The organism is Shinella sp. G-2 (assembly GCF_050172695.1).
Classification (GTDB): Bacteria; Pseudomonadota; Alphaproteobacteria; order Rhizobiales; family Rhizobiaceae; genus Shinella.
On the sequence record NZ_JBBEYH010000004.1, the window covers coordinates 149,731 to 162,911 of the forward strand.

Consider the following 13,181-nt stretch of genomic DNA (forward strand, 5'->3'; position numbering starts at 1 on the left):
TCAGCGCTGGTTGCGCCGCCCGAGGTGATCTTCCCAGTCGAGCGCGGTGCGCACGATGAAGGCGAGATCGTCATGCTGCGGCTTCCAGCCCAGCTCCGCCATGGCGACGGAAGGATTGGCGACGATGAGCACCGCATCGCCCGGCCGGCGCTCGGCGAAGCGCACCGGGAATTCCATACCGGACACCGCCTTGACCTGCTCCAGCACCTCCAGCACCGAGAAGCCGCGGCCATAACCGCAATTGGCGACGATGGAGTCGCCGCCCGCGCGCATGCGCTGCAGCGCCTTCAGATGCGCATTGGCAAGGTCGGTGACGTGGATGTAGTCGCGGACGCAGGTGCCGTCGGGCGTGGGATAGTCGAGGCCGTAGACATCCATGCCGGCGCGCTTGCCCAGCGCCGCCTCGCACGCCACCTTGATGAGATGCGTCGCGCCCTTGGTGGACTGGCCGGTGCGGCCGCGCGGATCGGCGCCCGCGACGTTGAAGTAGCGCAGCGCCGTATAGGTGAAGTCATGGGCGGCGGCCGTGTCGCGCAGCATGATCTCCGTCATCAGCTTGGACGAGCCATAGGGCGATTCCGGTCGCAGCGCCGCGCTCTCCAGCACCGGTTCGATGCCGTCGGGCGTGCCATAGACGGCGGCAGTGGACGAGAAGACGAAATGCGGCACCTTCGCCGCGACGGCGGCGGCGATCAGCGCCCGTGACTTGACGGTATTGTTGTCGTAGTAGGACAGGGGATCGGCAACCGATTCCGGCACGACGATCGACCCGGCGAAATGGATGATCGCGTCGATCGTGTTCTCCGAGAAGATTTTCGACAGGACCGCCGCATCGGCGATGTCGCCCTCGTAGAAGCGCGCTTCCGGCGCCACGGCCCAGCGGAAACCCGTGGAAAGCCGGTCGAGCACGACCACGTCCTCGCCCGCATCGACAAGGGCCCAGACCATGTGGCTGCCGATGTAACCCGCACCACCCGTCACCAGAACTGCCATGAATAGTCTCCGAATCGTCTGATTTTCAGGCATATCACCCCGCGGACCGGCAAGATGCAACCTTCCGTTCGTCGCCGCGGCCCATTCCCGGTTTCAAGAGGAGGCCCCATGTCCGACAGGTTCATCATTCTCTCCGGCTGTTCGGGCGGCGGAAAGTCGACGCTGCTCGAGGCGCTGCACCGGCGTGGTCATGCGGTGGTCGAGGAGCCGGGGCGGCGCATCGTGCAGCAGGAACTGGCGGCGGGCGGCACGGCGCTGCCCTGGCTGGATCTTGCCGCCTTCGCCCGCCGCGCGGTGGAGATGGCGCTCGCCGACCGGGCGGCGATGAAGGATCATTCCGGTCTCGTCTTCTTCGACCGCGGTCTGATCGACGCGGCTTCGGCGCTCCAAGTGGCTGGCGGTGAACCCGTTCTTGCGACACTGGCAGAGACGCATCGCTACAACAGGCAGGTCTTCCTGACGCCGCCCTGGCCGGAAATCTATGAAGGCGACCCGGAGCGCCGCCACGGTTTCGAGGCGGCGCTTGCCGAATATCAGCGCCTGGAGAGAACCTATCCGTTGCTCGGCTATGAGACGGTCATCCTGCCGAAGGCGCCGGTGGAGGCGCGCGCCGATTTCGTGCTGGCGCGCCTGTGAACGGCTTCAGCGCGCGGCGATGTAGCGGGCAAGCCGCTCCGCCGCCTCGGCCACCTGCGCGGGGTCGCGCAGGAAGCAGGCGCGCATGAAGAGTTCGCCGCCGGGACCGAAGGCCGTGCCCGGCGCGAGGCCGACATTGGTGCGGTCGACGATGTCGAGCGCGGCCTGGCGCGAATCCGTCACGCCGTCGATCTTCAGGAAGGCATAGAGCGCCCCGTCCGGCTTCAGCGTTTCCACCCGGTTGGTGGCGATCAGCGCGTCGCAGAAGACGTCGCGGTTCTTCGCGGCCTTGTCGATATTCGCCTGCACGAAGGCGTCGCCCTCGTCGAGCGCCACGATGGCGCCCTGCTGCAGGAACTGCGGCACGCCCGAGGTGGAATACTGGATGAGGTTTTCCAGCACCTGGCCCATCTCCGGCGGCGCGACGATCCAGCCGACGCGCCAGCCGGTCATCGACCAGTTCTTGGAGAAGGAATTGACGAAGACCACCCGGTCGCCGTCCTCCATCACGTCGAGGAACGAGGGCGCCCGCCCGCCGGCATAGTGGTAGAGCGCATAGATCTCGTCGGCCATGATCCAGAGATCGTGGCGGCGCGCAATGGCGAGAAGATTGGCAAGGTCCTCGCGCGTCGCCGTCCAGCCCGTCGGGTTCGATGGCGTGTTGACGAAGAGAACGCGGGTCTTCGGCGTGATCGCCGCTTCCACGCGGTCGAGATCCACCTGCCAGCGCCCGCCGGCAAAATCGAGCTGCACGGCAATGGGATTGGCGCCGGAAAGCTCGGCCGCCGCCGCGAAATTCGGCCAGGCCGGCGTCAGGTAGATCATGTCGTCGCCAGGCGAAACAAGCGCCTCGATGGCGAGCTTGATCGCCTGCATGCCCGAGCCGACCACGTAGAAATGCTCGGCCGGCAGGGCCGCGCCGAAGCGCCGCGCATAATAGCGCGACAGCGCCGCGCGAAGCTCGGGAATGCCGCGCTGCCAGGTATAGAAGGTCTCGCCGCGCAGAAGCGCCTCGGAGGCCGCCCGCGAAACGAAGTCCGGCGTCGGCAGGTCTCCTTCGCCGACCCACAACGGGATCAGCCCCTCGCGCCCGCGCGCATAATTGACGACCTCCACGATCCCGCTCTCCGGCGCACGAAGCGAACGGGGGCTCAGGCTTTCGACGATGCTCATGCAAACACTCCGGCAAACCGCGATCCGTTTCCGCCTGAAAGGCGGGATGGCCAAGGTCTAGCCGGTTTTCGGAAAGGGTTCACGCGAGTTTCGCTGACACATGCATCGGTTTCGGTGATGGGAATGCTGAGGCCACTCTGTTGCGGCGGCTCGACTTTCTTGGCACGGCGAGGCGGTGGCCCTTGATGAACTGGATGGGCTTGGTGTCCCAGTCGTTCACTTCGCAGTAAAGAGCAGTTCGGACGCGACTGGACGCGCTCACTGACAAGCAGGCGCAAAGAGCATTTCAAAGTTTCAATGAGGCGAAGGCTTAAAATGGTGCCCGGAGGCGGATTTGAACCACCGACACGCGGATTTTCAATCCGCTGCTCTACCAACTGAGCTATCCGGGCATCCGGGTGGATTTCGCTTGGAAATCCGCGGGGCGTTTGGTTTCGCCCCGGAAGCGAGCGGGGTTATAGCATCTTGCAAAAATGTGTCCAGCCCTATCGGCGGTTTTTTGCGGGAAAAATGGCTGGCTTTGCAAGCTGTGGAAAAGATTGCGTTTTCGCCGTGTGACAGCAACGTCACAAATCGTCTTCGTCGACTTTCGCTTCGTCGTCCGCCACCGGAATGGCATAGGAGCCGGAGAGCCAGCGGTTGAGATCGACGTCGCGGCAACGGTTCGAGCAGAAGGGATAGTGCTCGCGGGCCGAGGGGCGCTTGCAGATCGGGCAGGGCACGGCCTTGCGCAGCGGGGCGACGGTCGCCGAGGACTTTTCGTTCTCGTCCGCCATGTCAGGCATCCGCCCAGCCGGCATGCACGTCGAAGCCCTCGCCGGACAGCAGCGTCAGGGTTTCGTAGAGCGGCAGGCCCACGACATTGGTGTAGGAGCCCACCAGCTTAACGACGAAGCTGCCGGCAATGCCCTGGATGGCATAGCCGCCTGCCTTGCCGCGCCATTGGCCGGAGGCGAGGTAATGCTCGATATCGGTGGTCGACAGGCGCTTGAAGCGCACCTTGGTGTCGATGACCTTCTGGCGCACGGTCTTGTCCGGCGTGATCAGGCAGATGCCGGTGAAGACGCGGTGGCTGCGGCCGGAGAGGAGGTGCAGGGCGCTGGAAGCCTCGTCGATCATCTCCGTCTTCGGCAGAATGCGCCGGCCGACCGAGACGACCGTGTCGGCCGCAAGGATATAGCTGCCGGCAAAGGCCGGATCGCCCTTGATGGCGGCAAGCGCGGCCTGCGCCTTGCCGGTCGACAGGCGCCGCGCCAGCGAGCGGGGATGCTCGGAGCGCTTCGGCGTCTCGTCGATATCCATCGGCATCAGGCGCGCGGGTTCGATGCCGGCCTGCGCGAGCAGTTCGACGCGGCGCGGCGAGCCGGAGGCGAGGATGAGCGTGTCGGTCTGCGCCATGGGATCTCCGGGAAATGGGGTCTCCGGGAAAGCGCCGGGGGCGCCTGATATCGCTCTGCGGCCTGCGGCCGGGCGAGGGCGCTGCCCCAGGGCTTTGAGACGCGTCTTACTTGAAACGGTAGGTGATGCGACCCTTGGTAAGGTCGTAGGGGGTCATCTCGACCAGCACCTTATCGCCGGCCAGAACGCGGATGCGGTTCTTGCGCATGCGGCCCGCGGTGTGTGCGATGATCTCGTGTTCGTTTTCGAGCTTGACGCGGAAGGTGGCGTTCGGGAGCAGTTCCGTCACGACGCCGGGAAATTCGAGGACTTCTTCTTTTGCCATCTTTGAGCGGTATTCCTTGAGGGTGGATTCGGGGAGGCTGGATGCCCGCCTCGAAAAAGTTGCCGGAAACTACACAAATCCCAGTGCTTTGTGAACACCGAAGCGCCGGGTTTCTGCATTTGCGTGAATTCACGCCGCTTCGGGCTCAGCCGGGGCCTTTCAGCCGCTTCTCGATCAGCAGCTTCAGGTGCTCGCGGACCTCCCGGTAGGCATGCAGGATCTGGTCGCGCGTGCCGGTCGCCGCGGCCGGGTCCGGCGTCGGCCAGTACATGACATCGACGGCCATGGAGCGGGTCAGTTCGAGCGCGGCATGGTGGGCTTCCGGCGCCAGCGTGACGATGAGGTCGAAATAGTCGTCCTCCAGTTCGTCCAGCGAATGGGGTGCGTGGCGGCCGAGCGACAGGCCGACCTCGCCGAGCACCGCATCGACGAAGGGATCGCGCTCGCCGGGGCGGATGCCGGCGGAGGCGACATAGGTGCCGGGCAGCAGGCTGCGGGCGAGCGTCTCGGCCATCGGCGAGCGAACCGCATTCATGCGGCACATGAAGAGAACCGAACCGGGTGTTCGTGACTTGGGCTTTTCAGGCGACGGGAAAACGCCCTCCATCCGCTCACCCGCGCCAGTAGAGAACGCAGACGAGCGTGAAGAGCCGGCGGGCGGTGTCGAAATCGAATTTGATCTTGCCGGAGAGGCGGTCCATCAGGGTCTGGGAACCCTCGTTGTGGATGCCGCGCCGGCCCATGTCGATGGCCTCGATCTGGCTGGGCGTCGAGGAGCGGATCGCCTGGTAGTAGCTCTCGCAGATCATGAAGTAGTCCTTCACGATGCGCCGGAAGGGCGTCAGCGAGAGGATATGGGTGGCGACATCCTCGCCGCCTTCCGTGCGGATCGCGAAGACGAGCTTGGAATCGAGGAGCGAAAGATTGAGCCGATACGGGCCGCCGGCATGGCCGAGCGGCTCGAACGTGTTCTCCTCGATGAGATCGAAGATGGCGACGGCACGCTCATGCTCCACATCCGGGGTGGCCCGGCCGATCGTATCGTCCAGCACCACGTCGCAGAGGCGGAAGCTGCTCTTCGTGCCCATGGCTATCCTTCCAGGTTGAGCCGGATGGCGACGGAACGCGCATGCGCGCCGAGCCCTTCGGCTTCGGCGAGCGTGACGGCGGCGGGACCGAGCGCGCGCAGCTGCTCGGGGCCGAGCCGCAGGATCGACGTGCGCTTCATATAGTCGAGCACGGACAGGCCCGAGGAGAAACGGGCGGAGCGGGCGGTCGGCAACACGTGGTTGGAGCCGCCGACATAGTCACCGATGACCTCGGGCGTGTGGCGGCCGACGAAGATGGCGCCGGCATTGCGGATGCCGGGCAGCAGCGTGTCGGGATCGGCGGTGGCGATCTCCAGGTGCTCGGCGGCGATGCGGTTGGCGAGCGGCACGGCCTTGCCGAGATCCGGCACGAGGATGACGGCGCCGAAATCGCGCCAGCTTGCTGTGGCGGTTTCGGCCCGCTCCAGCGTCTTCAGCTGCCGCTCGACGGCGGCTTCGACCGCTTCGGCAAGCGCCGCGCTGTCGGTAACGAGGATCGACTGGGCGCCGACATCGTGCTCGGCCTGGGCCAGAAGGTCGGCGGCGAGCCAGTCCGGATCGTTGTCGGCATCGGCGATGACGAGCACTTCCGACGGGCCGGCGATCATGTCGATCCCGACCGTGCCGAAGACCTGGCGCTTGGCGGCGGCGACGAAGGCATTGCCGGGGCCGGTGATCTTGGCGACGGGGGCGATGGTCTCGGTGCCGTAGGCAAGCGCCGCGACGGCCTGCGCGCCGCCGACGCGGTAGATCTCGTCGATGCCGGCAATGCGCGCGGCGGCAAGCACGGCCGGGTTGATCGCGCCATCCTTGGCCGGCACGACCATGACGATGCGCGGCACGCCGGCGACCTTGGCCGGCACGGCGTTCATCAGCACCGAGCTCGGATAGCTCGCCGTGCCGCCCGGAACGTAAAGACCGACCGCATCGATGGCCGTCCAGCGCGAACCGAGGCCGACGCCGATGGCGTCCTCGTAGATGTCGTCCTTCGGCTTCTGGCGGGCGTGGTGCTTTTCGATGCGCTGGGCGGCAAGCTCCAGCGCGGCGATGATCTTCGGATCGACCGCGTCGAAGGCCGCGTCGATCTCCTCCAGCGAAACGCGCATGGAGGTCGTCGCGAAATCGAGGCCGTCGAATTTCTTCGAATAGTCGGCAAGCGCGGCATCGCCACGGGCGCGCACGTCCTCGATGATGGTGCGCACGATGGCGTTGACGTCTTCGGAGACCTCGCGCTTGGTGGTCAGGAAGGCAGCGAACCGGCTTTCGAAATCGCTGCTCTGGTAGTCAAGTCTGATCGCCAAGTCGGTTCGTCCCTGTCGTCTCCCGGCATGCGTGCCGGCCTCATGCATTCAAACCGCTGGATGGCGGGGTTTCAAGCTGGTTTCCCATGCTCCGCCGGTATCTGCAAGCTGAACTTCGATGCATTCCACATCGAGTGCGATGGAGGCATTGCCGGAGAGCACGAGTTCCACCGTTCCCTCCGGGCCTTCGCCCTTCTGGCTGTAGTTCACGGCGAGCAGAGAGAAGACCGCGTCCTTGTCCTTGCGGTCGATGCCGAGCGAGCGCACGGCCTCGACGCGCTTGAAGGCGACGGCGGCACGGCGGCGCTCGAAGGTCTTGCCGCGCCCGCCGGTCTTTTCCCAGACGAAGCGGTTGACGGCGAGCGAAAAGACGTTGTGGCGGGCGTCATAGGCAAGGCCGTCGGTCTTGAAGACCGCGTCCTGCAGGTGGGCCGAGACGACGGCGAGATCTTCGGCGTCGAGGGCGAGCAGTTTCAGGCTGTCCATGTCATGTCCTTCCCGCGGAGGCCGCCGATGCGCGGCATCCTGAATATTTGTCAAACGAGATAGGACGGCGCGCGGCGGACTGCAACTCCGCCGTGCCAGGCGCGCCTTCTTTTGAAGACGCGCCATCGCGTGATCTTCACGCAAGACCTGCGTCGCAGGCCCGCCGGAAGGCTCCGGTCAGTCGCTGACGCGCTCGACGATGGCGCCGCACTGGGTCAGCTTCTCTTCCAGCCGCTCGAAGCCGCGGTCGAGATGGTAGACGCGCGAGACCATGGTCTCGCCCTCGGCGGCAAGGCCGGCGATGACGAGCGAAACGGAGGCGCGCAGGTCCGTCGCCATGACGGGCGCGCCGCGCAGCCGCTCGACGCCCTCGATCTTGGCCGTCTGGCCGGAGAGCGAGATCTTCGCGCCGAGACGGGCAAGCTCCTGCACATGCATGAAGCGGTTCTCGAAGATCGTCTCGGTGATGTGGGAAATGCCGTTCGACTTGGTCATCAGGCCCATGAACTGCGCCTGAAGGTCGGTCGGGAAGCCCGGGAAGGGGTCGGTGACGACGTCGACCGGCTTGATGCCGCCGCCGTTGCGCACGACGCGGATGCCGCTTTCCGTCGCGGTGATCTCGGCGCCCGACCGGCGGATCGCCTCCAGGGCGGTGTCGAGCAGCGCCACATCCGTGCCTTCCAGCACGACGTCGCCGCCGGTCATGGCGACGGCCATGGCATAGGTGCCGGTCTCGATACGGTCCGGCAGCACGCGGTGGCGCGCGCCCGAGAGCTGGTCGACGCCTTCGATGGTGATGGTGGAGGTGCCGGCGCCCGAAATTCTGGCGCCCATGGCGTTGAGGCACTTGGCGAGGTCCTGCACTTCCGGCTCGCGGGCGGCATTGCCGATCACCGTCGTGCCGCGGGCAAGGGTCGCCGCCATCATCATCACATGGGTTGCGCCGACGGAAACCTTCGGGAAGGTGTAGCGCGCGCCGATCAGGCCGCCCTCGGGCGCCGTCGCCTCGACATAGCCGCCGTCGATCTCGATCTTCGCGCCGAGCGCCGCCAGCGCCTCGATGAAGAGGTCGACCGGGCGCGTGCCGATGGCGCAGCCGCCCGGCAGCGAGACGCGGGCCTTGCCTTCGCGGGCGAGCAGCGGGCCGATGACCCAGAACGAGGCGCGCATCTTCGAGACCAGCTCATAGGGCGCCGTCGTGTCGACGATGTTGCGCGAAGTGAAGTGGACCGTGCGGGAATAACCCTCGCCCTGGCGCTCGCGGCGGCCGTTGACGGAAATGTCCGCGCCGTGGTTGCCGAGGATGCGGATGAGCTGCTCGACGTCGGCAAGATGCGGCACGTTTTCCAGCGTCAGCGTGTCGTCGGTCAACAGCGACGCGATCATCAGCGGCAGCGCGGCATTCTTGGCGCCGGAGATCGGGATGATGCCCCGGAGCTCGTTGCCGCCTACAATCCTGATACGATCCATATATGACTACGGGCCGGGCCCGCCTTTCCTGAGATATCGGCTTTCGGAGATGGCGGCTTCTTTAGAGCATCGCGATTGAAAAATGAAGACCATGCCGGCCAGCCGCGTGTTGCGCGCCCGGTTGGTGGATCATCCCCTTGAGCCTTCGTGAATGAAGACCGGTCCGACTAAGCGTCCGATTCGTCTTTTTTTGCGGCAGGAAGCCCCATCGCCTCATCCGCTTCGCCCGCCCGCCGGGCACGCGACTGCTGTTTGCGGCGCTGGAGATTGTCGCGCAACGTCCTCGCCAGCCGCTCGGCGCGAAGCTCCGCTTCCGTCCTGATCTTCCCGCGTTTCGTGTCGTCCTTGCCGTCCATACGTCTCTTTTAATCAAATCTGCCAAGCGAAAAAAGCACCGCCCGCACGCGATTTGTTGCGATAATCGCAAATTGGCCGCTTGCACTGCCCGATCACCTGTGGCAATAGGCCCTCGCCCAAGCGAAGCAGCCTTGTTTCGCCAGATGCTGCTATAGCTCAGGGGTAGAGCACTCCCTTGGTAAGGGAGAGGCCGAGAGTTCAAATCTCTCTAGCAGCACCATTTTTCCTCCCCCGCATTCCAGTCTCAGCCCCGTTTGACATCGCCTTCCGCGTCCTGCCCGGCGGTTCGCCGACGATGCGTTTGAAGGCTCGTGCGAAGGCGGCCTGGGAGCCGAAGCCGAGGCGGCGGGCGGCGGTGTCGATGGGCAGCTTGTCGCGGCGGAACCATTGTTCGGCAAGGCGCATGCGCAGCGCCAGCACGTAGCGCTGCGGCGTGACGCCCGTCACCTCCACGAAACGCTTGGCGAAGACGGAACGGGAGCTGCCCATTTCGCGCGCCATGTCGGAGAGCGTCCAGGCGCGGCCGGGTTCGCGGTGAAGCGCGGCGATGACGCGGCCGAGGCGCGGATCGCGCAGGGCCTCGATCCAGCCCGTCGCATCGCCGCAGCCACACTCCACCCAGCCGCGCACGATGGAGGCGGCGATGACGTCGGCAAGGCGCGCCAGGATGCCGGCCGAGCCGACACGCTCCTCACCCATTTCCCGCTCCATGGCGTCGAGCAGCGGCATCAGTTCCGGCTGGCGGCCGATCAGCGCGCCGACGGACATGACCTGCGGCATGAGACCGACCAGCGGATGCAGCGTGTCGAGCTCGAATTCCATGCGGCCGGTGAAGATCAGCGTATCGCTCTCGCGGCCCGCGGTCTTCAGGCAGGCTTCCACCGCCGCGACCTCGGCGCAGAGCGGCTTCTGCGCATAGCTCTCATAATCGCGCATCTGGACATTCGGACCGGTGACGATCTCGTGCGCCTCGCCGCGCGGCAGCAGCACCGCATCGCCGCAGCCGAGCTCGCGCACCGTCTCTCCCGCGGAGCGCAGCAAAACCTTGCCGCGTGCGACGAAGTGAAAACGCGCGTCCGGTCCCGCGGCAAAGCGGATGCCGAAGGGAGGGCTCAGCTGCAGCCGGCCGTAGCTGGCGCCGCGCAGGCGCATGCCCATCAGGAGTTCGCTGACGGGGTCGTGCGTGTTTTTCGCGTGGTCGGACGATGGATCAAACATTGCGGATAAAATGGCATTGTGCGTCCCTGTTTTCAACCCACCTTTTCCGCACGCACTGCAACAGGAAAGGGACGGCAGATGACGGATGCAACAGTTTTGGCGCCAGACGACGCGGTGGACGCGCGTCCGGCCTGGGGGGCGGTCCTTGCGATGACGCTCGGCGTGTTCGGACTGGTGGGCGCGGAATTCCTGCCGGCGAGCCTCCTGACGCCGATGGCGGCGGATCTCGGCATCAGCGAAGGCATGGCCGGGCAGGCGGTGACGGCGACGGCCGCGGTCGCGCTGGTGACGAGCCTCGTGATCACGGTGGTGACGGGGCGGCTCGACCGGCGGCTGGTGCTGCTCGGCCTTTCGGTTCTGCTGATCCTGTCCAATCTCATGGTCGCGATGGCCTCGAACCTGCCGATGCTTCTGGCCGGCCGCGTGCTGCTCGGCATGGCGCTCGGCGGCTTCTGGACGCTCTCGGCGGCGACCATGATGCGGCTGGTGCCGGAAGCCTATGTGGCGAAGGCGCTGTCGGTGATGTTCCTCGGCGTTTCGGCGGCGACGGTCTTTGCCGCGCCGGTCGGCAGCTATGTCGGCGATATCGTCGGCTGGCGTAACGTCTTCCTCGGCGCGGCCGTGCTGGGTGTGCTCGCCCTCGTCGTGCAGCTCGCTGCGCTCCCCTCGCTGCCGCCGCGCGGCCATTCGCGCTTCGGCACCTTGGTCGAGGTGCTGGCGCGGCCGGGGGTCGGCTTTGCGATGCTGGCGATCCTGCTCGTCTTCACCGGCCATTTCGCCTTCTTCACCTATATCCGTCCGTTCCTTGAAACGGTGACGGGCCTCGGCGTCGAGGGCGTGTCGGCCGTGCTGCTCGGCTTCGGCATCGCCACCTTCTTCGGCAATTCGCTGGGTGCGCTGCTCTTGGAACGGTCGATGCGCCTCACGCTCACCCTCATGCCGGTCGTCATGGGCGTCCTGGCGCTCTCGCTGTCCGTCTTCGGTGGCGGCCTTGCCGGCGATGCGGCCATGGTCGCGCTCTGGGGCCTTGCCTTCGGGGCGGTGCCGGTCGCCTGGTCGACCTGGATCACGCGCGCCGTGCCGGATGAAGCCGAAACCGCCGGGGGCCTCTTCGTCGCAGCCGTCAACTTCGCCATCGCCACGGGCGCGGCGGCCGGCGGCGTGATGTTCGATGCCATCGGCGTGACCAGCGTCTTCATGGCGAGCGGCGTCGTGCTCTTCCTTGCCGCACTCACCATCGTTTCGGCGGTGCGCACCCGCCCGGTATGAGCCCCGGGCTTCCCGGTGGTGGCAAAACGCTCTATGCCAGAGCGGACGCGCCACCGGGGAGCCGCTTCATGGATTTCATGCGCCTGCTGCAATCGCTGGAGGAGCTGCTTTACGAGCTGGTATCCTGGCTCGTCTTCTATCCGGTGACGCTGTGGCGCACGCTCACCCGGCCGCGGCAGATGATGCGTTACGCGGATGTGGAACTCGGCGATACGCTGGAGGAGCGCTACAAGGACACGCTGAGCCCGCCGCTCTTCCTGCTCTTGACACTGCTTCTTGCCCATGGCCTTGAACTGGCGTTGATCGCCCACCGGGACGATGGCATGCTGCCGCAGATCCTGCGCAACGACACCAATCTCCTGATCTTTCGCGCCTTCCTCTTCAGCATCTTTCCGTTGCTGATGGCCGTGCGGCTTTTGAGGAGAAGCGGGGCCGGGCTCGACCGCGAGACGCTGAAGCCGCCGTTCTACAGCCAGTGTTACGTCGCCGCGCCCTTTGCCTTCGGTGTCAGCGCCGGCGCGAATTTCGCGCGCACCGGCGAGCGGGAACTGGTCGTCGCCGGGATCGTGATCCTCGTTCTCTCGCTGCTCTGGTACCTCGTCGTCGAAACCCGCTGGTTCCAGCACGACCTGAAGATCGGCCGGCTTGCGGCGCTCCTCATCGTCGTGCGGGTCGTCGTGGAGGCGACCGTGCTTTTGGTGCTGGCGTCGGCGGTACTCTCCCTTGCGCTGGGGGGCATGCGGGGCTGATGGGCCCTGTTGCCCGCCCTTCTTTTCAGGCTAGAACTCGGACGCGGAATCGGGAGGTGCGGCGCATGGCGACAGACAATGGGATGCGGGAGGCGCGGCGCTGACATGGCTGAGGGCGTTCTGGACGAGACCAGCCGCAAGATCCTGCGGCTTCTGCAAACCGAACCGGAGTTGACGGTGGCCGAGATCGGCGAGCGCGTCGGCCTCAGCCACACGCCCTGCTGGCGGCGCATCAAGGAAATGGAGCGGCTCGGCATCATTCGCGGCCGCATCGTCGCGGTCGATCCCAAGCTCGTCGGCTTCGAGGTTTCGGTCTTCTGTTTCGTGCGGTTGAAGCAGCACGACGAGGAGACGCTGCTCGCCTTCGAGCGGGCGGTGAAGGACATGCCCGAGGTCGTGCAGTGTTACTCCATGACCGGCGATCACGACTATGTGCTGCGCGTCCTGACCAGCAGCGTGCGCCAGTACGAGGAAATCCTGAAGAAGGCGCTGCTGAAGCTGCCGGGCGTCGGTTTCGTCAATTCCAGCTTCGCGCTCGACGAACTGAAAAACACGCATCGCGTCCCGCTTTGAACGGAATAGGATGGCTTTGCGTCAGGCGGCACCTTTTGCGGATGGCATCCTAAAGACATGATTTTCAACCGCGAAAATAAGGACGCGCTCCTCCCAATCTCTGCGTAAGCTCCTACATTAGGAGGATGGCTTTCGTGGAGGAGAG

At 65.7% G+C, this 13,181-nt stretch carries 16 protein-coding genes and 2 tRNA genes; 5 read left to right on the forward strand and 13 right to left on the reverse strand.

The annotated features are described in order from the left end of the window. The gene (gene galE, locus V8U06_RS09780; RefSeq protein WP_427140477.1) at window positions 1–993 is read right to left on the reverse strand and encodes a UDP-glucose 4-epimerase GalE; all 993 of its coding nucleotides are present in this window, start codon (window positions 991–993) and stop codon (window positions 1–3) included. A 108-nt stretch (window positions 994–1,101) separates the two neighbouring features. Here galE and V8U06_RS09785 point away from each other — a divergent pair, with 108 nt between their 5' ends. After that, a complete protein-coding gene (locus V8U06_RS09785; RefSeq protein ID WP_427140478.1) occupies window positions 1,102–1,629 on the forward strand; it encodes an AAA family ATPase in 528 nt (175 codons plus the stop codon). A gap of 6 nt (window positions 1,630–1,635) precedes the next feature. Here V8U06_RS09785 and V8U06_RS09790 read toward each other — a convergent pair whose 3' ends face one another. The 11 genes from V8U06_RS09790 to V8U06_RS09840 form a co-directional block, all read right to left on the reverse strand. Then, window positions 1,636–2,802: a pyridoxal phosphate-dependent aminotransferase gene (locus V8U06_RS09790; RefSeq protein WP_427140479.1), complete on the reverse strand. Its 1,167-nt coding sequence runs from the start codon at window positions 2,800–2,802 to the stop codon at window positions 1,636–1,638. Between the two features lie 316 nt (window positions 2,803–3,118). Then, window positions 3,119–3,194: transfer RNA gene (locus tag V8U06_RS09795), tRNA-Phe, on the reverse strand. Window positions 3,195–3,368: 174 nt separating this feature from the next. After that, a complete protein-coding gene (gene yacG, locus V8U06_RS09800) occupies window positions 3,369–3,578 on the reverse strand; it encodes a DNA gyrase inhibitor YacG (protein WP_226920521.1) in 210 nt (69 codons plus the stop codon). 1 nt (window position 3,579) lies between these two features. After that, on the reverse strand, window positions 3,580–4,200 hold the full coding sequence (locus V8U06_RS09805; RefSeq protein WP_427140480.1) for a Maf-like protein: 621 nt from the start codon (window positions 4,198–4,200) through the stop codon (window positions 3,580–3,582). A 106-nt stretch (window positions 4,201–4,306) separates the two neighbouring features. Then, on the reverse strand, window positions 4,307–4,525 hold the full coding sequence (gene infA, locus V8U06_RS09810) for a translation initiation factor IF-1 (protein ID WP_004435948.1): 219 nt from the start codon (window positions 4,523–4,525) through the stop codon (window positions 4,307–4,309). Between the two features lie 145 nt (window positions 4,526–4,670). Then, window positions 4,671–5,132: a low molecular weight phosphatase family protein gene (locus V8U06_RS09815; RefSeq protein ID WP_427140481.1), complete on the reverse strand. Its 462-nt coding sequence runs from the start codon at window positions 5,130–5,132 to the stop codon at window positions 4,671–4,673. A 4-nt stretch (window positions 5,133–5,136) separates the two neighbouring features. Further along, window positions 5,137–5,613: a UPF0262 family protein gene (locus V8U06_RS09820; RefSeq protein WP_226920519.1), complete on the reverse strand. Its 477-nt coding sequence runs from the start codon at window positions 5,611–5,613 to the stop codon at window positions 5,137–5,139. Between the two features lie 2 nt (window positions 5,614–5,615). Next, window positions 5,616–6,914 carry a histidinol dehydrogenase gene (gene hisD / locus V8U06_RS09825; RefSeq protein ID WP_427140482.1) on the reverse strand — a complete coding sequence of 433 codons (1,299 nt, stop codon included), beginning with the start codon at window positions 6,912–6,914 and terminating at the stop codon, window positions 5,616–5,618. Between the two features lie 48 nt (window positions 6,915–6,962). Further along, window positions 6,963–7,400, reverse strand: a complete 438-nt coding sequence (locus tag V8U06_RS09830; RefSeq protein WP_427140483.1) for a DUF2948 family protein — start codon at window positions 7,398–7,400, stop codon at window positions 6,963–6,965. A 177-nt stretch (window positions 7,401–7,577) separates the two neighbouring features. Further along, window positions 7,578–8,870 carry a UDP-N-acetylglucosamine 1-carboxyvinyltransferase gene (gene murA / locus V8U06_RS09835; RefSeq protein ID WP_427140484.1) on the reverse strand — a complete coding sequence of 431 codons (1,293 nt, stop codon included), beginning with the start codon at window positions 8,868–8,870 and terminating at the stop codon, window positions 7,578–7,580. 167 nt (window positions 8,871–9,037) lie between these two features. Next, window positions 9,038–9,226 (reverse strand): hypothetical protein, encoded by a 189-nt coding sequence (locus V8U06_RS09840; protein ID WP_226920515.1) that lies wholly within the window; start codon window positions 9,224–9,226, stop codon window positions 9,038–9,040. A gap of 146 nt (window positions 9,227–9,372) precedes the next feature. Between V8U06_RS09840 and V8U06_RS09845 the strand changes: the two genes are divergently transcribed. After that, a tRNA-Thr gene (locus V8U06_RS09845) sits at window positions 9,373–9,447 on the forward strand. On the opposite strand, the gene V8U06_RS09850 is transcribed toward V8U06_RS09845, so the two are convergent. Then, window positions 9,426–10,445: an AraC family transcriptional regulator gene (locus V8U06_RS09850; protein WP_427140485.1), complete on the reverse strand. Its 1,020-nt coding sequence runs from the start codon at window positions 10,443–10,445 to the stop codon at window positions 9,426–9,428. The two genes, V8U06_RS09845 and V8U06_RS09850, sit on opposite strands and share 22 nt — an antisense overlap. 78 nt (window positions 10,446–10,523) lie before the next feature. On the opposite strand from V8U06_RS09850, the gene V8U06_RS09855 reads away from it, so the two are divergent. The 3 genes from V8U06_RS09855 (at window position 10,524) to V8U06_RS09865 (ending at window position 13,036) form a co-directional block, all read left to right on the forward strand. Beyond that, window positions 10,524–11,714: an MFS transporter gene (locus V8U06_RS09855; RefSeq protein WP_427140486.1), complete on the forward strand. Its 1,191-nt coding sequence runs from the start codon at window positions 10,524–10,526 to the stop codon at window positions 11,712–11,714. Between the two features lie 68 nt (window positions 11,715–11,782). After that, window positions 11,783–12,463 carry a permease gene (locus V8U06_RS09860; protein WP_427140487.1) on the forward strand — a complete coding sequence of 227 codons (681 nt, stop codon included), beginning with the start codon at window positions 11,783–11,785 and terminating at the stop codon, window positions 12,461–12,463. Between the two features lie 105 nt (window positions 12,464–12,568). Then, the gene (locus tag V8U06_RS09865) at window positions 12,569–13,036 is read left to right on the forward strand and encodes an Lrp/AsnC family transcriptional regulator (protein WP_226920511.1); all 468 of its coding nucleotides are present in this window, start codon (window positions 12,569–12,571) and stop codon (window positions 13,034–13,036) included. Window positions 13,037–13,181: the final 145 nt, after the last annotated feature.